A 19781-nucleotide genomic window follows, 5' to 3' on the forward strand; every position below is an offset into this window, starting at 1 on the left:
ATCAGCCATATATTAAGTTCTAGCCTAAGAGGAATGGTTCCAGAACAATAAATAAAGTCGAACCAATCATAGCAGCCAGCATGAGATAAATGACGAGACGAAACCATTTTTTACGTTGCATCGTGTTACTCCTTTGGTTTTAGTTTAAATGATGAACATAAGGACACGAGTCTTTATGCACATCGTACAAGCACATTGTAACTCATCTAAGAAGGAGAGGAAAGTCCAATGATTTTACAAGACCGTATTGTTAATGAATTTCTGGAATTGGTTCAAGTGGATAGTGAGACGAAGCACGAAGCTCAGATTTCTGAAGTGCTTAAAGAAAAGTTCGGTAGTCTTGGATTGAATGTTTTTGAAGATGATACTAAAGATACGACCGGACATGGGGCCGGTAACTTGATTATTACTTGGGAAGCGGATCAAGCTGAACAAGCGCCGAAGCTATTATTTACTTGCCATATGGACACAGTAACCCCTGGGAATGGAATAAAGCCGGTTCTAGGTGAAGACGGATGGATTCGTAGTGATGGCACAACCATTCTTGGCTCTGATGACAAAGCTGGAATTGCCGCGCTTCTAGAAGCAATCCGAGTGATTAAAGAGAACAATATTCCGCATGGTAAGATTCAGTTCGTTATTACGGTAGGTGAAGAGTCCGGTCTGGTTGGTGCCAGAGCGCTTGATCCTCAATATTTGGATGCAGATCTGGGCTACGCGCTTGATTCTAATGGTGAAGTTGGATCCATCGCTGTTGCTGCACCAACCCAAGCGAAGGTAACGATGATTATCAACGGAAAGTCAGCCCATGCAGGTGTGAACCCGGAAGATGGGATCAGTGCCATTCAGGTTGCGGCTAAATCGATTGCCAAGATGAATTTAGGTCGTATTGATAAAGAGACGACTGCTAATATTGGAAAGTTCCAAGGTGGCGGTCCAACGAACATTGTATGTGATCACGTACAGATTGACGCGGAAGCTAGAAGTATTGTTCAGGAAAAAGTTGAGAAGCAAATCGATCAAATGCGTGAAGCTTTGGAAACCACTGTGCGCGATTTTGGAGCAAAATGTGAGTTCCGTAGTGAAATCATATATCCGGCATTCAGTTACAATGAGAATGATGCTGTTGTTCAGTTGGCACAGCGTGCCATTGGCGGATTAGGCTTACCAAGCCCGATCTTTCATTCAGGTGGCGGTAGCGATGCAAACATATTTAACGGCTTAGGTATTCCAACGGTAAACCTTGCTGTAGGTTATGAAGATATTCATACAACGAATGAACGGATAAAAGCTTCGGATTTGGTCAAAGCTGCTCAAGTCGTAGTAGCGATCGTTCAGGAAGCAGCAAAAGGCTAATATCTTCTTTATACACATTTCTTCTTTACGATGATGAAATAACCCCTTATGAATAATCATTGGATAACCCTCAGGTTTGTCCTTTGAATTCTAAGGGGTGTTTTTTTCGCTAAATAAGCTGCCCCCGGTAGTGTGCCGGAAGCAGCCTGAGGAGCGGTTCATTTTACAGTATTAGTTCAGTAGACTAGTTTGACCTATACCATGTTGTCTGCGACGTTGTGCAGGTGTCCAGGTGGTATGCCAGTTTGTATTCTCAACAATATGCAGCGCTGCATTAATGCTGTTCATATACTCCATGGCTTGTTCCTTTATCGTTCTTGAACAATTGATTCGGTTCACTCGGGAAGAGAGTGATAGAAGTGCTGATTGTAAATAACAAGCGGCTTCTCCAAACCTAGCGTTCGTATGCTCAGATTGTGATAATCTAATGTTTTCGAACATCTTTGAAGCTTTTTCATATTCATGTAGATCATACAGCCGTTCAGCGGCTATAAATTGAACCTTGGTACCATAAGGACTCAATTGTATCTGTGTTAGATCAGGTAATTGCTGGAGTCTTGTCTCAGCAAGAGCAATATATCCTTCGGAATAAAGGAAGTATATGAGAGCGTGCTCCCCGAGTTCTCCTTCACTTGATAAAATAAATTCGGCCTCTGAGATCATCCCAACGGAAAGAGCTGCACGAGCTAGTTTAAGCCGGTCATCTTCAGATGCTGGTAGGTATGGGAGGGAGCCGCTAAGGCGCCATTTGCATAGGAATGTAGCTAAGCTGATAAATTCGTATTGCTCATCCCATTTCCAGTCAAAAGGCGTGCGTTTATGGTTTAAATATATTAACAAATCCATTGCCTCGTTAAGCTGACCATCGATGATCAGGCAACGAACATGATCAATTCCAGATTGAGTGTCGGTATATTCGGACATATTAAAGCTAATCACCGCTTCCTTATATGCTCCGATCTCGGTCAGGATACACCCGAACACTGATGGTGCAATTGAATATGAGGATAGTTCTTTGCTTAGTTGACTAAAGATATTGGAATCACTGATTCCTTGGCGGTGAAGGAGCAGAGCCCATTCTTTTAATGCAGTTGCAGTATATGGCATGCCGAAGCAAAGAGCCTGTCTAAAAGACCTCTCTGCCTCTTCATAGTTATTCAATCTGGCGCTAAGACGCCCATATTCAATCCAGTTTAACGCTAGTTCCTTCTGTGTCTGTGGGGTTCCTGCAGATGTATTAACCAGCTTGGCAGGTACTGCCCCTTGCTTAAAGCATTTTAGCGCTTCTTCTAAATGACCACGAGACTCATGCCATTTACCAAGTTCATAGACTTGAGTTAGTGATTCTGTTTGATGTTCGGGTTCTCTATTTAATAAATGTCGCATGTCGAAACCTCCCAATAATAGAACACCTGAATAGGCATGTTAGTCATGGTTTTTAACGAAAAAAATAGAAAAAAGTCGAAAAATAAGTCTTAATGCCTATAAGGGTTGCTTATTTTTTGCATTTTATTGTGGGTTGGCTAAGGAGTTCAGCAATTGTTACATCCTCTCCCCATTGCTTTTGCCATTGTTTCAACATTATTTTGATCTGCCAAGCCTGTCCGACCATATGTATAGATTTCGTACCGCGGTAGCTCTTCATTGTCCGTTCCTTCTTTCTTTAAAAGTTTGATATAATACACCTTATGCATCAGCATTGGCAGTCATGCCGTTTTTAAACAAAGGAGGCCATAATATGAGCGATCTCGGCAATAAAGAGCGCCATTCAAGTACATCACTAGTAGAAACCACAGTATCGACTGAACAAATATTTGAAGGTAAGATCATTTCACTTCAGGTGGATACGGTTACCCTCCCTGACGGCAAACAGGCTACAAGAGAAGTTGTTCGGCATCCAGGTGCTGTAGCTGTTCTCGCACTTCATGAAGATAAAATGTTAGTCGTGGATCAATACAGACAGCCGCTTGGGCGTTGTGAAGTAGAGATTCCAGCTGGAAAGTTGGAACGCGGGGAAGATCCTTTAGAAGCTGCTAAACGAGAATTGCAGGAAGAGACGGGATATACTTGCGGAACGATCCGCAAACTGCAATCCTTTTATACATCTCCGGGATTTGCTGATGAAATTATTCATCTGTACTTGGCAGAAGATCTGAAGAGCGGGAATATGAAACCGGATGAGGACGAATTTCTTGAAATGTCGGAGATTACATTAGAAGAAGCATACCAACTGATAAAGGAAGAGCGTATCAGTGATGCTAAGACCATATTGGCCGTTTATGCATGGAATATGTACAAACTAACGGGTGAAATCTGATATGGATTCAGCTGCTCATTTTGAGAAAACGGACAGATTGCAAGATTACTACAGTGACATGCATATTCATATTGGGCGTACGGAGAGTGGTCAGGCTGTAAAGATTAGCGGAAGTCGAAACCTTACGTTTGAGAATATTGCCAAGGAAGCAGCAGTACGCAAAGGTATCGAAATGATCGGAATTATTGATTGTCACTCTCCATCGGTACAGGAGGATATTCAGGCCTGCCTGGAAAGCGGAATTATGAAAGAGCTTGACGGTGGAGGAATCGCTTATCAAAATACGGTCATTCTGCTCGGAAGCGAGATTGAGATTAAAGAGAACGGCAGAGGGGCAGCACATGTGTTAGCCTTTTTCCGTGATCTAAGAACAATACAAGATTTCACACGCTGGATGTCGCAGTACATGAAGAATGTACAATTAAGCTCCCAGCGTATCTATGCCCAGCCACGAGAGCTGCAGAAGGAAATTTTGGATCGTGGTGGTCTGCTCATACCGGCACATGTATTTACACCACATAAAGGGTTATACGGCAGTATGGCCGATCAAATGTCTGATGTGTTTGACATGAATGGAATTGCCGCTATTGAATTAGGACTTAGTGCCGATTCCTCGATGGCAGGATATATTTCTGAGTTGGATAACTACGCGTTTCTCACCAACTCCGATGCACATTCACTTGGGAAAATTGGCAGAGAGTATAACAAAATCCGAATGGCTTCACCTTCATTTGACGAATTTCGATTGGCTCTCGAGTGTAAGGATGGAAGACATGTAGTAGCAAATTATGGGCTTAATCCACGTCTTGGCAAGTATCACCGAACATATTGTTCCAGTTGCAATAGCATTTTGGATGAAGTCGCTATTGTTTCATCTGATGACAGATGCCCTTACTGTGGAAGTCTTAAAACGGTACAAGGGGTGTTTGATCGGATTATGTCTATTGCTGATAGAGAACAGACATATATTCCATCAAAGAGACCTCCTTATCACTATCAGGTCCCGCTAGAGTTCATTCCAGGTCTAGGAAAAGCCGCGATGTCCAAACTACTCTCTGTGTTTGGCACTGAGATGGCGATCTTGCACCGAGCATCAGAGGAAGATTTGAGAACAGTCATTGGTGAGGGACTTGCAAAACATATTGTTATGGCGAGAAATGGAACTTTAGAGCTTTCATCTGGAGGCGGAGGCACATACGGCAAAGTTATTCGTACATGAAAGTCTATTAAATGTAAGTCATAGACGGCATCAAACTCACATAGAGTGAAGGTAGAGACAGGAAAGGAGACTCTATCTCATGCAATCATTCCGCCAAAGTTTTAAGGAACAGATGCCTCTATATGTTTTTGTTGCCGTTTTATTTTTAGTAGGAGTTCTTTTTGGGGCTTTAATGGTCAATGCTCTGTCCTTAGAACAGCAGCAGGATCTGTCTAGCTATTTAGATCATTTTTTTCTAACCGTTCATGAGGGAGATGGGGAAGCGGGTGCTACTTTTGGAAGTGTTGCAGCACTTCATCTGAAATGGATTGGTTTGATATGGATCTTAGGGCTGTCAGTCATCGGACTTCCTGGAATTCTCATTCTTGATTTCTTAAAAGGGGTTCTGGTTGGTTTTACGGTAGGTTATCTTGTCGGTCAATATTCCTGGAAAGGCTTGTTGTTTGCACTCGTTTCGATTGCACCGCAAAATATGATCGTTATTCCAGTGCTGATGATTAGCAGTGTAGCGGCAATAACCTTTTCTCTATATATCATCAAAAACCGCCTGCTCGCACAGCATTCTGGAAGTGTGATGAAACCATTCACGTCATATGTTGGACTAACCTTTGTAATGATTTTGCTAATGTTAGGGATATCTACTTTCGAAACTTGGATTACTCCCAGTATGATGCGATGGGTTGCTCCGATGCTTCTCTCAGCCAGTGGCGTTTAGATGTGTCAAAACCGTTTGACTTTGTTTGCGAAGTCCCCCTATAATGAAAGAAGTGAACAATTACGTGCAGTGATTTCCAAGGGGGAGGGAAACGATGGAAGCACGGATCGACAAAATCAAACAGCAGTTACAATCCCAAGGCTACAAATTAACGCCCCAAAGGGAAGCCACGGTCAGCGTATTGTTGGAGAATGAGGACGACCACCTTAGCGCAGAAGACGTTTTTATGCTCGTTAAAGAAAAAGCTCCAGAGATCGGTCTGGCAACCGTATACCGTACCCTCGAGCTTCTCAGCGAGCTGCATGTGGTGGAGAAGATTAACTTCGGCGACGGAGTTGCCCGTTATGATTTGCGAACGGATACGTCTAAGCACCATCATCATCATCTAATTTGTACTCAATGCGGAAGCATGGATGAGATACGCGAAGATTGGCTCGGGCCACTCGAAGAGCGGCTTGAGAGAGAATTTAATTTTACCGTTCATGATCATCGCCTGGATTTCCACGGCATCTGTTACAGATGCAAGGAAAAGGGAAAACATGATCACAATGAATCTTAAAAAGCGATAGCACTAATGAGTCCAGATGAGTCACACAATAGCCCTCTTACGGAGACGAAAGTCTCCGGGAGGGTTATTTTAAATTAGTAGGTTCACTTTCATGCGATTCGTTTACTGATTATATACAGACAGATGGATTCAGACTTTCTAAAGAGAGAGCCTATTGATAATAGAACCTTTTTCGCAGCGTCATATTACATGAAACAAGCTCATAGGATTGGATGAATAGAGCTTTATGCATGTTCTTTCAATGAAAGAGAGGCGTTGTGGTTATGATTATTTCCGTTAGGAAGATCGGTGCTGGTATCAGATTTACCATACTATTTACCGTTCTTACGTTGTTTTTTTATTATGCCTTGTCTCTTGTAAATGAATGGGTGATGCCGTTTGATCCATACCGGGAGCCGTCTGGGCAAGCTGTTAAGGCATTTCAACCTGAACATTCAATCGACACCTGGGTAACACCTCGTGACAGACTTCGCTTATACTATTGGTATGGTGAATAAATGTCTGCTGCGTATGGAAGAGCAGTGGTAAGGAGCAGAATAAATCATGAAGCAGAATTTGGACGCCTACATATCTTTTTTATCCGAAGAGAGAGGGCTGTCACGCAGTACAACAGAATCTTATCGCAAAGATATTGCAGGCTTTATTGAGTTTGCTGAGCAGCGTGGCGTGAATGATCCAGCGGATGTGAATCGAACGTTGCTTAGTTTGTATTTAGGAAGTTTGAAACAGCGGGGTAGGGCACCTTCTACCATGATGAGATGCACCGTTTCTATTCGTTCTTTTTTTCAATATTTGGTGCGTCGGTCCCTAATTCCGCAAGACCCATCTCTTATGCTAGAAGCCCCAAAGCCGGAACGGAAAGTTCCTAAGGGGCTCTCAGTTGAACAAGTGGACAAGCTACTTAGTGCCCCGGATGCGTCTACGCCTCAAGGAGCCAGAGATAAGGCTATGCTGGAGCTGCTATATGCAGCAGGAATTCGTGTTTCAGAACTGGTAAACTTGCAAGTGAATGATGTAAATATCGACATGAGGTTTGTAAGGTGCACAGGAAGCTCGGGTAAAGAACGAATTTTGCCAATAAGTCCGCTTGCAGCACGCAGTGTTGAACAGTATTTAAACGGGATGAGAGATAAACTTCTAAAGTCAGGGACTGAAGAGGAAGGACTATTCCTGAATGCACTTGGTACTAGACTGACTCGTCAAGGCTTTTGGAAAATCATTAAGAAATACGGTAAGGAAGCAGGAATACCTGAGGATATCACACCTCATACACTTCGTCATTCTTTTGCTATTCATATGCTGGATAACGGAGCGGATCTTCGTTCTGTGCAGGAGATGCTCGGGCACTCTGATATTTCCACTACACAGATGTACCAGACACCCAAGAAAAGCATGAAGGAAGTCTATGAATCTCATCATCCGAGGGCTGGAAGCTAATCGTTTTCCTTTGTATATGACCGTCTCCAAAATCGAACCAGATCAACTATGAATTCCTTACTAATAATCAAGGAGTGATCAACATGTCAGACAACACCAAACATCGTTTCAAGCGTATCTGTTTTATTGTACTTGACAGTGTGGGGATCGGCGAGGCACCGGATGCTGTAAAATTCGGAGACATTGGGGCGCATACCCTAGGTCATATACTAGAAAATAATCCGGATCTGACATTATCAAATCTGGAGAAACTGGGGCTGGGCAATATTGCTCCATTACCGTCCGTACGCCCAGTGGATGCACCAAAAGCTTATTATGGTAAAATGCAAGAGCAATCGGTTGGAAAAGACACAATGACGGGACACTGGGAACTGATGGGCCTTCGGGTGAAGACCCCTTTTAACACGTATCCACAAGGGTTTCCTTCCGCTCTAATAGCTCAGTTCGAACAGCAAACAGGACGTAAGGTTATCGGTAATAAGGTAGCTTCGGGAACAGATATTATTGATGAATATGGTGAAGAGCAGAGAAGAACGGGAGCATTCATTGTGTATACCTCGGCTGACAGTGTGTTTCAGATTGCTGCTCATGAAGATGTAATTCCACTTGAAGAGCTTTACAGAGCATGTGAAATTGCTCGGAGGCTTACGCTGCAACCAGAATTCTCTGTTGGAAGAGTCATTGCACGTCCGTTTGTTGGACAACCTGGTAAATACATTCGCACATCCAGTCGGCGTGATTTCGCGGTAAAACCTCCAGAGCCTACCGTAATGAATGCCCTTAAACATCACGGATTTGATGTGATAGCGATCGGGAAAATCCATGATATTTTTACAGGAGAAGGTATAACGAAATCCTATCCTACCAAAAGCAATGAGCATGGTATTAAAGTTACAATAGAGCAGCTAAGCAACGATTTTAATGGATTGTTGTTTGCGAATTTGGTAGACTTTGATTCTCTATATGGACATCGGCGTGATCCTAAGGGGTATGGACAAGCTTTGAAGATTTTTGACGAAGCTCTGCCGGATATCATGAGCAAATTGAATGAGGACGATCTGCTGATCATTTCAGCAGACCATGGGAATGATCCTACTCACACAGGAACAGATCATACACGTGAATTTGTACCACTGTTTGTGTTTAGTCCGGGTTTAAGCCAACCTGGAAGTCTTGGCGTACGATCAACATTTTCAGATGTGGGTGCAACGATTGCTGATAATTTTGACTCGAAGCCTCCGGAGTATGGCAAGAGCTTTTTATCGCAACTAAAATAATGAATGAAAAGGGAGCGGCGCTGAATGGGTACTTTAAATCAAGGAATCATCGAAGAAGCAGCAGCATTTATTCGAGAGAAAGGTGGAGTTCAACCAGAAGTTGGACTTATTCTAGGCTCTGGCCTTGGCGTATTGGCTGACCTGCTCAAAGATGCAGTATCCATCCCTTATGCCGATATTCCTCATTTTCCCGTTTCGACCGTTGAGGGGCATGTTGGAGAACTTTTGCTCGGGAATATTCAAGGACGTCCTGTTGTTATGATGAAAGGCCGTTTCCATATGTATGAAGGATATGGTCCAGAATTAACCGCATTTCCTGTACGAGTCATGAAACAACTTGGCGTAAAGAGCTTGCTAGTCACGAATGCTGCTGGAGGAATTAATACTGATTTTGAGCCTGGAGATTTAATGCTAATAACAGATCATTTAAATATGACAGGCAGCAATCCTTTGATTGGTCCTAATGATCCAGCACTCGGCGTTCGTTTCCCTGACATGTCAGAAGCATACAGTCGGCGTTTGCGTAGACTGGCTCTAGATACGGCAGACAGCCAAGGGATTACTTTACAACAAGGAATTTACGCAGGTCTGCTTGGACCCACTTATGAAACACCTGCTGAAATTGTGATGTTACGTACATTAGGAGCGGATGCAGTAGGGATGTCTACAGTGTCTGAGGTTATTGTTGCTCGTCATTCTGGATTGGAAGTGCTCGGTATATCCTGTATCAGCAACATGGCAGCAGGTATACTCGACCAACCATTATCTCATGATGAAGTGATGGAAACGGCTGAGAAAGTACGCGAGAAATTCCTTGGTCTTGTCATGGCAATTATTCCGGGGATGTAAATACAAGAGTTGAATCTGGATGTCATATTGTACGTTCCCTCTCCTCTAACCTGCACTTAAGCCCATGAGAGATAGATTGTATCGTTTTAGGGCATGCTAGGTGTAAACAGGTTGGGAGTGATTCATATGGCAAGAAGGAATAATAAATATGTCGTACCAGAAGCAGCGCGAGAAATACAAGCATTCAAAGCGGAAGTCATGAAGCAGGAAGGGTATAAGATAAACCCAAGTCGCCCAGATGATGTGAAGTATGAAGTGGCTAAGGAGCTAGGGATCCCGCTTAAGTCTGGAGGAAATGGTGGATTAACCACAGAAGAGGCAGGACATATTGGCGGTAAAATTGGTGGTTCGATGATCCGTGAAATGATTCGTATGGCTAAGCAGAATCTAGTGGACCGAGAGACCCAATAGAAATAATACATTTATCAAAAAGTTAACTATAATGTAATTTGGGACGATGAAAAGAATAAGGGATTCTTTTGGGAGAGGCCAGACGTTTCAGGGCTGTTAACCATACTTTTATCCTGAGCAGTTGGCACTAAAAACTTCCAGAAATTCTCTTATCGAATGAAAATGGATATAAATTACAAATCAAGGGTAGTTCTTTTGTATAGATCATAACTTTTAATAAACCGTATGAGCCCGTCCTTTAAGGATATGGGCTCATCTTTTTTTGAGGGATCAATGCTATAATTAACCCCGTTTACTACCTGAGGACGAATAAGTCCTTCAGGGGGAATGGAGGGGAATTATGTTTACACACACAAACCAAAAGCTTGCTCTGTTATTCCTTATGGCTGTTTTGCTTTTGGTGGGATTCCAGTCTCCAGCTTATGGAGAAACAGCTGGAAAAAAAGCAACATGGGTATGGCAGACTGATCTGATCGAGGATGGTGGAGAAAGACTCCTTAGTTTCGCTCGGAATGAAGGTATTAATTTGATCTATTTACAAATCAATCGTAATTTGTCGAAAGAGAAGTACGAAGAGTTTATACGGTTAGCACATGAGCAGCAAGTTGTTGTCCATGCTTTAGGCGGGGACCCTAGATGGGCTCTTCAAAAGCACGCTGATGACATGCTTGGTCTTGCGAATTGGGTGATTGATTACAATGCTAATGTCACTTCAGATAGCAGATTTGATGGTATTCATCTCGATGTAGAGCCTTATGTGCTTGACAGCTGGGAAACCGAGCGGGATGAGATTATTTCCTCATGGCAAAGAAATATTAATTCATTTAAAGAAATTGTAAACGGATCCGGATTAGAACTTGGAATCGATATTCCTTTCTGGTTTGATCCTATAACCATGGCGGATGGCGGGAGTTTGAATGAATGGCTATTCAGTGCATTTGATCATATTACGGTGCTTGCTTATCGAAATATAGCTGATGGGGAGAATGGTATCATATACCAGGCGCAGAATGAATTGGAACTCGCAGATCGCCTTGGCAAACAAGTTCTCGTTGCGGTCAATACGACGGTAATGCCCGGAGAAGATCATACAACCTTTCATGGTCTCGGAAAAGATAAGCTGGATCAAACGCTCCAACATCTATCCGAAGTACTTGGATCACATACTTCCTTTGCAGGGCTGGCCGTACATGATTTTCGTAATTGGGAGAACATGCCGGTAAAGGGAGATCAAGATGATACGGAAACTGATGAATCGACTCCACCCTCTAACCCTGAACCGGAGCCAGATGGCCGCGTACCTGATGCAGATCCGGTGATACGGGATCGAATGGTTAGAGGGACATACATTTGGGAGGCAAACGAAGTTATACATAATAGCTATGAGATTCTCGAATTTGCAAAAGAGAAAAATATAAACTGGCTATATGTTCGTCTGGATTTGCAGCAACCGTTCAGTTCTTATCAGGAATTTGTTAGGCAAGCGTCTGCCGCAGGGATCGAAGTGCACGCCATGGGAGGGCATCCAATATGGGCACTTCAGGAGAACCGAGCTAGAATTCTGCGGTTAGTCAATTATGTGAAGGACTATAATCGCGCGGTTCAGGGTGATGAACGTTTTCATGGTATTCATTTAGATATTGAACCTTATGTGTTGCCTGATTGGAGGATGGATTCACAGAAGGTTATATCGGAATGGACATCCAATTTGGAGGCATTTGTATATGAACTGAAAAAAGATTCTAACCTTCAAGCAAGTATAGATATGGCGGTATGGTTGGATAAATATATGGTTCCAGGTTCGGATATGTCCCTTAGCAAATGGATGATCAATCTTATGGATCATGTTTCGTTAATGGCCTTTAGAGATAGTGCGGAAGGCTCCAACGGTATTGCAAGAGTTGTTAGGGAAGAGATGGCTTTTGGTGATGAATTAGGCAAGCCCGTCATGGTCTCTGTTGAAATCAAAGAAAGTCATGAAGGCAATCACATTACTTTCTACGAAGAAGGCTCTGCCTACATGGAACAAGAGCTTGCGAAACTGCAAGAGTTAATGCAATCTTCTTACGCTTATTCAGGACACCTCGTACATGCTTATGAATATTGGAAGAATGCCAAACCATAACTCATGAACATGCGCTAGGTTGAACCAATAAAGTAGACTTGTCCCTATCTATCATAGAATCTTTTTATTGTAAAAATAGAGGTTTCCTGAAGGATCGAAGGATCTTTTAGGGCAGACCTCTATTTTTTTGTAGAAGTATCAGAGTTATCTGTTATGAAATGGAATAATTTACTTTCATCCTGACAACAATGAAAACAGACCCGTTTGTGAAAGGGCGGGATATGCCATTACGATTGTTAGGAGGGTGCGGAATTGAAGAGGGCGTTAATTGCTGGTCTATTATCACTCAGTGTCGTACTTTCATCAGCATCTATAGGCTATGCTGATGAAAAGAAACCAAGTGGAGCATCTGATAGTGAACTTGCAACAAGTGCGCGTTCTGCTATTTTGTTAGATGCAGATACCGGAACCATTATTTACGAGAAAAACAGCCATGATAAGTTGCCGCCGGCCAGTATTACGAAGATTATGACCATGCTGCTTACAATGGAAGCTATTGAGGATGGCTCATTGAAACTAACAGACAAGGTGCGGACTAGCGATCGTGCAGCTTCCATGGGTGGTTCGCAAATCTTTCTAGAACCGGGCGAAGAAATGACGGTCGATGACATGTTGAAGGGGATCGCGATGGCGTCCGGTAATGATGCCTCTGTAGCGATAGCTGAGAAAATTGCTGGTTCTGAAGAAGAGTTTGTAAAGATGATGAATGAAAGAGCAGCGGAACTAGGGATGAAAAACACCCATTTTGTAAACTGTAATGGGCTTCCTGTAGAGAATCATTACAGCACAGCGCATGATATTGCTTTAATGAGTCGAGAGTTGCTAAAACACGAACAGATAACTAAATACACCGGTGCTTACCAAGATTATTTGCGTAAGGATACGCAAAAACCATTTTGGCTGGTAAATACGAATAAACTTGTTCGTTTTTATCCGGGTGCAGATGGACTTAAAACTGGATATACCTCTGAAGCGAAATTTTGTCTTTCTGCTACGGCATCGAAGGATGGTCTTCGTACTGTAGCGGTCGTTCTTGGGGCTCCGGATACCAAAAGTCGTAATAATGAAATATCCCGTATGTTTGATTATGGCTTTGCCCAATACAGCAAGCATTTAATCTATAAAAAGGGCGAGATGCTTGGCAGTATCCAAATCTCTAAAGGCGTTGTTCCACAGATGCAGCTTCAAGCAGAGCAAAATTACAGTGTACTTGTGAAAAAAGGCGGAAAAGCTCCGGAACTTCGTCATGAAGTAACTATTCCGAAGAGTGTGAAGGCACCTATAGCTGCAGGTCAAGTCGTAGGTAAGCTTGAGGTATACCAAGGAGATCAGTTGGTGAAAGAATTTGAACTCAAAGCACCCGATGATGTAAAGAAGGCAGGCTGGTGGAAGTTATTTAAGCGAACGACAGGAAATTTGTTTCATGTAGATTGATAGGAGTTTTCTTCTAGTTTTGTCGGGGGGCAGGAATGTCTTTCACAGGCGTAGAAATCCTTGTTCATGTAGGGAGGAGAGTGAGCAAACATGAATCTGCATGTTGAAATGGAGCACCAGCGGCATGTGCTGATCGTCAGACTTTCAGGGGAACTGGATCATCACACCGCAGATCATGTCCGAATGCAGTTGGATGAAGCCATCCAGCGTCGTCAGACGGAGCATCTTGTGCTTAGCCTAAAGGATCTTGAGTTTATGGATAGCTCGGGTCTGGGAGTGATTCTCGGGCGGTATAAGATCATTAAGCAAAAAGGCGGGAAAATGGCCGTATGTGATGTGAATCCGCCAGTGTATCGATTACTTGAAATGTCGGGGTTGTTTAAAATCATGCCCATTTATGAGAACGAGGGTACTGCACTCTCGGGTTTGGAGGTAGTGTCATGAGTGAAGGGAAAACGCAGCATAATTTCATGACTCTGGAGTTTGCCGCAAAATCGGAAAACGAATCCTTTGCCCGTGTGGCTGTGGCTGCGTTTATATCTCAGCTTGATCCGACAATGGATGAACTCAGTGATTTGAAGACCGTCGTTTCAGAAGCCGTAACGAATTGTATTATTCATGGCTACGATAGCGATCCGGAAGGCATTGTGAAGATTGAGGCTGAAATCGATGGAGATATGATTTCCCTTGTTATTGAAGACAATGGGCATGGCATCGATGATCTTGAAATGGCTAAGCAGCCACTCTACACGTCAAAGCCTGAGCTTGAACGCTCTGGAATGGGATTTACCATTATGGAGAATTTCATGGATGAATTTGATGTCATTAGCGAGCCGGGAGCCGGCACATCGATCAAAATGAAAAAAAGGATCGAATCCAAGAAAGCTTTATATAATTAGGGGTTGGACAAATGGATGCCGATGTGAAGAAGACTTCGCAGACTTATTTGGACGACGCGGAGGTTAAACGTCTAATAGCACTTAGCCAAAGCGGAGACACAGTTGCCCGGGATACGCTCGTTAACTGTAATATTCGTCTTGTCTGGTCGGTTGTGCAGCGGTTTATGAACCGGGGGTACGAACCGGAGGATTTATTTCAGATCGGCTGTATCGGTCTTCTGAAATCCGTAGACAAATTCGATCTCAGTTATGACGTGAAGTTCTCGACGTATGCCGTACCGATGATTATTGGGGAGATTCAGCGTTTTTTAAGAGATGATGGTACACTCAAGGTAAGTCGTTCTCTAAAAGAAATGGCTAACAAAGTTAGGAAGAAACGGGACGAGCTATCCAAACAGCTTGACCGCCTGCCTACCATTAAGGAAGTTGCTGAACAGCTAGGTGTGACTCCGGAAGAAGTGGTATTTGCCCAAGAGGCGAATAAACCTCCGACTTCCATCCATGAGACGGTATTCGAGAACGATGGAGATCCGATCACTCTGATGGATCAGATAGCAGATGAATCACAAGAACGTTGGTTTGATAGACTAGCCCTGAATGAAGCGATAGGGGGCTTGTCAGAGCGCGAGCGGCTGATTGTATACTTACGGTATTATCGTGATCAGACCCAGTCAGAAGTAGCCAGTCGTCTCGGTATATCTCAGGTTCAGGTTTCACGGCTTGAGAAAAAAATACTGCAGAGTATTCGCAATCAGATTGCCCAGTAACGAGTTACTTACTTTAAGAACAATGAAGGCCGTCCGAGGGATAAACCTCGAACGGTCTTTTTTGCTTTCGGCTGCCTGCATATGGAAAGGTAAATAAGAGTAAGATGAGCTTTTATTTCCCATACTAACGGTAATTTAGCAGTAAAGGAGTGTTCCGGATGAAGGTTAGTCCCACTCCGACGGTATATCTGCAGCTAAGGAGTCGTATTCGACTGCCTATAGATCAGACCGTCAAACTCGGAGATGTTGCTTTTATTATTTGCGATCCTGAATGGGAGAAACCGCTTCGAAGTCTAGCCCTTGCTCACCCTAAGGATCGGGATGGGAACCGGCTTTTAATGGATTTGATTCAGATCATTCCAAAAATCCGGGAGATGATTCCAAATGTCCAAATTGAGCCAATGGGAAATCACCATACTTTAGTGGAACTAGTTGGCCCTTCGGTTAAGCCCTCCTGGTTCTGGTTTCCGCTCGTTTGGCTGCTTTTGTTCTTTGGTTCTGCCTTAACCATCATGAACTTTCATGCAGATGTCAATATGCTCGAGGTGCATATCCGAATTGTAGAGATGGTAACGGGACATAGAGATGAGAATCCTTATCTGTTTCAGATTGCTTATTCACTTGGGATTGGTTTTGGTATGACTGTGTTTTTCAACCATATTTTCAAAAAGAAATGGAATGAAGAGCCCACACCGCTAGAAGTGGAAATGTACTTGTATCAGGAAAACCTTGATCAATTTGTTGTGGCCGAGGAATACAGGAAAATGAAGACATTCGAGAATTCTGCCGAAGCGGAGAATATGAATAGCAGAGGAAAACTATGATCCTGATTATGCAACAATTGCTCTCCATCCTTTTTGGAGTTGCAGGTGGTATAGCCGTAGGGGGCGGGGTCATAGCGCTTATCATTGTACTCGATATTGTACCGAGACTTTCTCAATTGACTTGGACCTATGACAAAGTTCATTGGTATGAAGGAGCTTTAATTACGGGATCCTTGATAGGGACAGTCGCAGATTTCTGGAAGTGGAAAGTATCTTTAGGTCCAGTAGTTAGTACGATCATTGGATTGTTCTGTGGTGTATTTATCGGTATGCTCGCCGCGGCACTCACAGAGGTGTTGAATGTCCTTCCGATTCTATCCAAACGATTGAAGCTGACCCGTTATCTCTTTGGTTTGCTCATGGCAATGGTTGCCGGAAAAGTCGCAGGTTCTTTGTTTGAGTGGTTTATTTATAGGCAGTAACCAAAAGGGGAACAGGAGGTAATATGCATGGATGATAATACGGGATTTGCAGGCAATAAAGAAGAAGATGTTCCAGTGATTCCCCCATCAGAAATGAAAAAGTTGGAAGAGGATGCCTTGATCAAGAAGAGGAATAGCGAAACTTCTGATAGTACCTATGAGTCTGTTTTGTATTGGCAAGGATCAGATGAAATCCCCGAGCGGATGAAGGATCTGAAAGTTATATTAGGCGAGGTCATGGGTCTTGGAGTTTCCTTTGATATTGTTTTTAGAGAGATGACAATAGGAGGAAAAGAGACCGGGCTTTTATTTATGAACGGTTATATTAACTCTGCAGTGGGGACTGAAATTTTAAAGCGGCTTACTTACTTAACACCTGAAGATATCGGTACACATGCTTATTCCAACATTAAGAATAAGTACATTCCATATGTTCAGGTGGAGTCAACAAATAAACTTAGTGAAGCGATAAGTAAGGTAATGACAGGAATGAGTGCTTTCTTTATTGAAGGAGAGCAGTCGGTCATTTTGCTCGATACGAGAATATATCCTTCAAGGAATCCAGACGAACCAGACACTGAAAAGGTCGTACGAGGCTCGCGAGACGGATTTACTGAAACCTTGCTTACCAATATTAATCTAATCCGTCGGCGTGTGCGTGATCCTGGGCTACATAGTGAAATCATGCAGGTAGGACGACGTACACAAACGGATGTATCAATTTTGTTTATAGATGATATTGCCGACAGAGAACAGGTCGAGGCTATAAGACACAAAATTCAGGAGCTAGATCTGGAAGGCATACCTTTAGCAGATAAGCAACTTGAAGAGGCGATTGTAAATAAAGGTTGGCACCCTTACCCGCTCGTAAGATATTCGGAACGTCCGGATGTGGTCGCCTCCCACTTACTGGAAGGCAGAATTGTCGTGATGGTAGACACCTCACCAAGCGTTATGATTATGCCGTCAACGTTCTTTGATCTATGTCAGCATGCGGAAGAAAACAGGCAGACACCATTTATGGGAACCTATCTGCGCTGGATTCGTTTCGGAGGAATATTCGCCTCAATGTTTCTCTTGCCGCTCTGGATGCTGCTTGTCATTCATCCAGAATTGAAGCCGCCGCATCTTGATATTATAGGGCCGCAGGAAAACGCAAAAATTCCAATTATCGCCCAATTTCTGATCGTAGAATTTGGTGTCGATCTCATGCGTCTAGCCGCTGTGCATACACCGACGCCTTTGGCTTCCGCAATGGGTTTGATTGCAGCAATCATGATCGGCGACATCGCCGTGAAGACAGGCTTGTTTGTTAACGAAGTGGTGCTCTATATGGCGGTTGCAGCAATTGGTATGTTTGCGACACCGAGTTATGAACTAGGTCTGGCCAATCGGGTTGTACGACTAGCCCTATTAATAGCCGTGGCATTGTTTGGCGTCAAAGGGCTTGTTGTTGGAACCACGCTACTCATCTTGCTTCTGACAACACACCGGTCCTATAACTCGTCTTATATGTGGCCATTTATACCATTTAGTGCAAAGGCGATGGCTGAGGTGCTTTTCCGAAAGCCGATTCTCTATTCCAGAAAGCGTCCAGCTTTAAACAAGACACGGGATAGTACTAAGATGGGGCCAGAAATGGATCCCAAACGGAAGCGCGAGTAATTATAACACAAAGGTTATGTTGAAAAATCCATTTAATTACGTATCGTTGTCTGCTATACTGTGAACAATTATTCGATTATCACATTTTGTAAATATCGATCGGAGGAATTGTGAGCATGTTTTTACACGGTACTAGCAGAATCAACGAACTTGGACATCTTGAAATTGGTGGGTGCGATACAGCTGAGCTAAAAGCACAGTATGGAACCCCTCTTTATATTGTAGACGAGCAGTCGGTTAGAACACGTTGCAGAGAATACATCGAAGCTTTCAAGACTTCCGGATTAAAATATCAGGTTGCATACGCTAGCAAAGCATTTTGCGTAATGGCAATGTGCCGTCTTGCAGAAGAAGAGGGAATGTCACTTGATGTCGTATCAGATGGTGAGCTCTATACGGCACTTCAGGCAGGATTTCCAGCAGAACGGATTCATTTTCATGGTAACAATAAGACACTTGACGAAATTGAGATGGCATTGAATGCAAATATCGGCTGTTTCGTCGTAGATAACGAGGTAGAGTTACATTTGCTACAGGCGGTTGCAGCTGAGAAGAATCGTCACGTGAAGATATTGCTTCGTGTAACTCCTGGCGTTGAAGCACATACTCATGAATACATTTCAACCGGTCAAACAGACTCCAAATTTGGGTTCGATATCGGTAATGGATCGGCATTTGAAGCGGTAAAGCTTGCATCTGCCCAACCAAATCTTGAGCTTCTGGGACTGCACTCTCATATCGGGTCACAAATTTTTGAAGTTGAAGGATTCCAGATGGCTGTTCAGCGTGTAGCTGAATTTGCGCGTTCCGTTAAAGAAGAACTGGATGTAACTTTCACGGTTGTAAACCTTGGCGGCGGATTTGGTATTCGTTATGTGGAAGGTGACACTCCGCTTCAGGTATCGCAGTATGTTAAGGCAATTACCGATTCGGTTAAAGTACATTTCGAAGGGATCGGTCCTGAACTTCCTGAGATTTGGGTAGAACCCGGCCGCAGTATTGTAGGAGATGCGGGAACAACACTCTACACGGTAGGTACAAGTAAAGATATCCCTGGCGTACGTAAGTACGTTGCAGTGGACGGCGGGATGACAGATAATCCACGTCCGGCGTTGTACGAATCACAGTATGAGGCGATTTTGGCTAATCGTGCGAATGAGCAGAATGAAGAGAAGGTCTCGATTGCTGGTAAATGCTGTGAGAGTGGAGATATGCTCATATGGGATGTAGAGTTGCCGAAGGTTCAATCCGGTGATTTGCTTGCGGTTGCTTGTACAGGTGCTTACAATTATTCCATGGCTAGTAACTACAACCGGATCCGTAAACCGGCAGTAGTGTTTGTTAAAGACGGAGTTAGTGATTTGGTCGTTCGTCGCGAGAGCTTGGAGGATATTGTTAGGCATGATGTTGTTCCAGAACGTATCCAAAACAAACAGACTGTATTAAGCTAATTTTAAAGTTTGAACTTATTTATAAAGGATCACTCCTAAACAGTG

General features: G+C 43.4%; 22 protein-coding genes. 19 read left to right on the plus strand and 3 right to left on the minus strand.

Annotated elements, in window-relative coordinates:
• Positions 1-19: 19 nt before the first annotated feature.
• Positions 20-121: a stressosome-associated protein Prli42 gene (gene prli42 / locus ACFQV5_RS23820; protein WP_379250690.1), complete on the minus strand. Its 102-nt coding sequence runs from the start codon at positions 119-121 to the stop codon at positions 20-22.
• Between the two features lie 107 nt (positions 122-228).
• On the opposite strand from prli42, the gene ACFQV5_RS23825 reads away from it, so the two are divergent.
• Positions 229-1356 carry a tripeptidase T gene (locus ACFQV5_RS23825; protein ID WP_379250692.1) on the plus strand — a complete coding sequence of 376 codons (1128 nt, stop codon included), beginning with the start codon at positions 229-231 and terminating at the stop codon, positions 1354-1356.
• Between the two features lie 171 nt (positions 1357-1527).
• On the opposite strand, the gene ACFQV5_RS23830 is transcribed toward ACFQV5_RS23825, so the two are convergent.
• Positions 1528-2742 carry a tetratricopeptide repeat protein gene (locus tag ACFQV5_RS23830; RefSeq protein ID WP_379250694.1) on the minus strand — a complete coding sequence of 405 codons (1215 nt, stop codon included), beginning with the start codon at positions 2740-2742 and terminating at the stop codon, positions 1528-1530.
• Between the two features lie 109 nt (positions 2743-2851).
• Complete coding sequence (gene mciZ, locus ACFQV5_RS23835; protein WP_379250696.1) at positions 2852-3001, minus strand: Z-ring formation inhibitor MciZ; 150 nt, start codon at positions 2999-3001, stop codon at positions 2852-2854.
• Between the two features lie 93 nt (positions 3002-3094).
• On the opposite strand from mciZ, the gene ACFQV5_RS23840 reads away from it, so the two are divergent.
• From ACFQV5_RS23840 to lysA, 18 genes are all read left to right on the plus strand, one after another.
• On the plus strand, positions 3095-3673 hold the full coding sequence (locus ACFQV5_RS23840) for an NUDIX domain-containing protein (protein ID WP_379250698.1): 579 nt from the start codon (positions 3095-3097) through the stop codon (positions 3671-3673).
• Between the two features lies 1 nt (position 3674).
• Positions 3675-4892 carry an endonuclease Q family protein gene (locus ACFQV5_RS23845; RefSeq protein WP_379250700.1) on the plus strand — a complete coding sequence of 406 codons (1218 nt, stop codon included), beginning with the start codon at positions 3675-3677 and terminating at the stop codon, positions 4890-4892.
• A 79-nt stretch (positions 4893-4971) separates the two neighbouring features.
• Positions 4972-5607 carry a stage II sporulation protein M gene (gene spoIIM / locus ACFQV5_RS23850; RefSeq protein WP_379250702.1) on the plus strand — a complete coding sequence of 212 codons (636 nt, stop codon included), beginning with the start codon at positions 4972-4974 and terminating at the stop codon, positions 5605-5607.
• A gap of 94 nt (positions 5608-5701) precedes the next feature.
• The gene (gene fur / locus ACFQV5_RS23855; protein WP_379250704.1) at positions 5702-6166 is read left to right on the plus strand and encodes a ferric iron uptake transcriptional regulator; all 465 of its coding nucleotides are present in this window, start codon (positions 5702-5704) and stop codon (positions 6164-6166) included.
• A 272-nt stretch (positions 6167-6438) separates the two neighbouring features.
• Positions 6439-6672 carry a YqzK family protein gene (locus tag ACFQV5_RS23860; RefSeq protein WP_379250706.1) on the plus strand — a complete coding sequence of 78 codons (234 nt, stop codon included), beginning with the start codon at positions 6439-6441 and terminating at the stop codon, positions 6670-6672.
• Positions 6673-6718: 46 nt separating this feature from the next.
• Positions 6719-7612 carry a site-specific tyrosine recombinase XerD gene (gene xerD, locus ACFQV5_RS23865; protein ID WP_379250709.1) on the plus strand — a complete coding sequence of 298 codons (894 nt, stop codon included), beginning with the start codon at positions 6719-6721 and terminating at the stop codon, positions 7610-7612.
• 83 nt (positions 7613-7695) lie between these two features.
• Positions 7696-8889 (plus strand): phosphopentomutase, encoded by a 1194-nt coding sequence (deoB, locus tag ACFQV5_RS23870; RefSeq protein WP_379250711.1) that lies wholly within the window; start codon positions 7696-7698, stop codon positions 8887-8889.
• Positions 8890-8913: 24 nt separating this feature from the next.
• A complete protein-coding gene (locus tag ACFQV5_RS23875) occupies positions 8914-9738 on the plus strand; it encodes a purine-nucleoside phosphorylase (RefSeq protein ID WP_379250713.1) in 825 nt (274 codons plus the stop codon).
• Between the two features lie 126 nt (positions 9739-9864).
• Positions 9865-10149 carry an alpha/beta-type small acid-soluble spore protein gene (locus tag ACFQV5_RS23880; protein WP_379250715.1) on the plus strand — a complete coding sequence of 95 codons (285 nt, stop codon included), beginning with the start codon at positions 9865-9867 and terminating at the stop codon, positions 10147-10149.
• Between the two features lie 340 nt (positions 10150-10489).
• Positions 10490-12274, plus strand: coding sequence for a hypothetical protein (locus ACFQV5_RS23885; protein ID WP_379250717.1), 1785 nt, complete (start codon positions 10490-10492; stop codon positions 12272-12274).
• Between the two features lie 252 nt (positions 12275-12526).
• The gene (locus ACFQV5_RS23890) at positions 12527-13708 is read left to right on the plus strand and encodes a D-alanyl-D-alanine carboxypeptidase family protein (protein ID WP_379250719.1); all 1182 of its coding nucleotides are present in this window, start codon (positions 12527-12529) and stop codon (positions 13706-13708) included.
• Between the two features lie 90 nt (positions 13709-13798).
• Positions 13799-14152, plus strand: coding sequence for an anti-sigma F factor antagonist (gene spoIIAA / locus ACFQV5_RS23895; RefSeq protein ID WP_379250721.1), 354 nt, complete (start codon positions 13799-13801; stop codon positions 14150-14152).
• On the plus strand, positions 14149-14607 hold the full coding sequence (gene spoIIAB / locus ACFQV5_RS23900; RefSeq protein ID WP_379250722.1) for an anti-sigma F factor: 459 nt from the start codon (positions 14149-14151) through the stop codon (positions 14605-14607). Before spoIIAA ends, spoIIAB begins: the two co-directional genes overlap by 4 nt.
• An 11-nt stretch (positions 14608-14618) precedes the next feature.
• Entirely contained in the window at positions 14619-15374 is a 756-nt protein-coding gene (sigF, locus tag ACFQV5_RS23905; RefSeq protein WP_379250724.1) for an RNA polymerase sporulation sigma factor SigF, read from the plus strand.
• A 158-nt stretch (positions 15375-15532) separates the two neighbouring features.
• Positions 15533-16198: a stage V sporulation protein AA gene (locus ACFQV5_RS23910; RefSeq protein ID WP_379250726.1), complete on the plus strand. Its 666-nt coding sequence runs from the start codon at positions 15533-15535 to the stop codon at positions 16196-16198.
• Positions 16199-16206: 8 nt separating this feature from the next.
• A complete protein-coding gene (locus tag ACFQV5_RS23915; protein WP_379250728.1) occupies positions 16207-16620 on the plus strand; it encodes a stage V sporulation protein AB in 414 nt (137 codons plus the stop codon).
• Positions 16621-16647: 27 nt separating this feature from the next.
• Positions 16648-18285, plus strand: coding sequence for a spore germination protein (locus ACFQV5_RS23920; protein ID WP_379250730.1), 1638 nt, complete (start codon positions 16648-16650; stop codon positions 18283-18285).
• A gap of 116 nt (positions 18286-18401) precedes the next feature.
• Entirely contained in the window at positions 18402-19736 is a 1335-nt protein-coding gene (gene lysA / locus ACFQV5_RS23925; RefSeq protein WP_379250732.1) for a diaminopimelate decarboxylase, read from the plus strand.
• Positions 19737-19781 lie beyond the last annotated feature (45 nt).

Origin of the sequence: Paenibacillus sp. GCM10028914 (assembly GCF_042666275.1) — a bacterium.
In the GTDB taxonomy this organism is placed as follows: Bacteria; Bacillota; Bacilli; order Paenibacillales; family Paenibacillaceae; genus Paenibacillus_AQ.

What these genes read in the sequence shown, in the direction of transcription:
- prli42 (WP_379250690.1), bottom strand. Translation starts at nt 121, where the DNA reads ATGCAACGTAAAAAATGGTTTCGTCTCGTCATTTATCTCATGCTGGCT.
- ACFQV5_RS23825 (WP_379250692.1), top strand. Translation starts at nt 229, where the DNA reads ATGATTTTACAAGACCGTATTGTTAATGAATTTCTGGAATTGGTTCAA.
- ACFQV5_RS23830 (WP_379250694.1), bottom strand. Translation starts at nt 2,742, where the DNA reads ATGCGACATTTATTAAATAGAGAACCCGAACATCAAACAGAATCACTA.
- mciZ (WP_379250696.1), bottom strand. Translation starts at nt 3,001, where the DNA reads ATGAAGAGCTACCGCGGTACGAAATCTATACATATGGTCGGACAGGCT.
- ACFQV5_RS23840 (WP_379250698.1), top strand. Translation starts at nt 3,095, where the DNA reads ATGAGCGATCTCGGCAATAAAGAGCGCCATTCAAGTACATCACTAGTA.
- ACFQV5_RS23845 (WP_379250700.1), top strand. Translation starts at nt 3,675, where the DNA reads ATGGATTCAGCTGCTCATTTTGAGAAAACGGACAGATTGCAAGATTAC.
- spoIIM (WP_379250702.1), top strand. Translation starts at nt 4,972, where the DNA reads ATGCAATCATTCCGCCAAAGTTTTAAGGAACAGATGCCTCTATATGTT.
- fur (WP_379250704.1), top strand. Translation starts at nt 5,702, where the DNA reads ATGGAAGCACGGATCGACAAAATCAAACAGCAGTTACAATCCCAAGGC.
- ACFQV5_RS23860 (WP_379250706.1), top strand. Translation starts at nt 6,439, where the DNA reads ATGATTATTTCCGTTAGGAAGATCGGTGCTGGTATCAGATTTACCATA.
- xerD (WP_379250709.1), top strand. Translation starts at nt 6,719, where the DNA reads ATGAAGCAGAATTTGGACGCCTACATATCTTTTTTATCCGAAGAGAGA.
- deoB (WP_379250711.1), top strand. Translation starts at nt 7,696, where the DNA reads ATGTCAGACAACACCAAACATCGTTTCAAGCGTATCTGTTTTATTGTA.
- ACFQV5_RS23875 (WP_379250713.1), top strand. Translation starts at nt 8,914, where the DNA reads ATGGGTACTTTAAATCAAGGAATCATCGAAGAAGCAGCAGCATTTATT.
- ACFQV5_RS23880 (WP_379250715.1), top strand. Translation starts at nt 9,865, where the DNA reads ATGGCAAGAAGGAATAATAAATATGTCGTACCAGAAGCAGCGCGAGAA.
- ACFQV5_RS23885 (WP_379250717.1), top strand. Translation starts at nt 10,490, where the DNA reads ATGTTTACACACACAAACCAAAAGCTTGCTCTGTTATTCCTTATGGCT.
- spoIIAA (WP_379250721.1), top strand. Translation starts at nt 13,799, where the DNA reads ATGAATCTGCATGTTGAAATGGAGCACCAGCGGCATGTGCTGATCGTC.
- spoIIAB (WP_379250722.1), top strand. Translation starts at nt 14,149, where the DNA reads ATGAGTGAAGGGAAAACGCAGCATAATTTCATGACTCTGGAGTTTGCC.
- sigF (WP_379250724.1), top strand. Translation starts at nt 14,619, where the DNA reads ATGGATGCCGATGTGAAGAAGACTTCGCAGACTTATTTGGACGACGCG.
- ACFQV5_RS23910 (WP_379250726.1), top strand. Translation starts at nt 15,533, where the DNA reads ATGAAGGTTAGTCCCACTCCGACGGTATATCTGCAGCTAAGGAGTCGT.
- ACFQV5_RS23915 (WP_379250728.1), top strand. Translation starts at nt 16,207, where the DNA reads ATGCAACAATTGCTCTCCATCCTTTTTGGAGTTGCAGGTGGTATAGCC.
- ACFQV5_RS23920 (WP_379250730.1), top strand. Translation starts at nt 16,648, where the DNA reads ATGGATGATAATACGGGATTTGCAGGCAATAAAGAAGAAGATGTTCCA.
- lysA (WP_379250732.1), top strand. Translation starts at nt 18,402, where the DNA reads ATGTTTTTACACGGTACTAGCAGAATCAACGAACTTGGACATCTTGAA.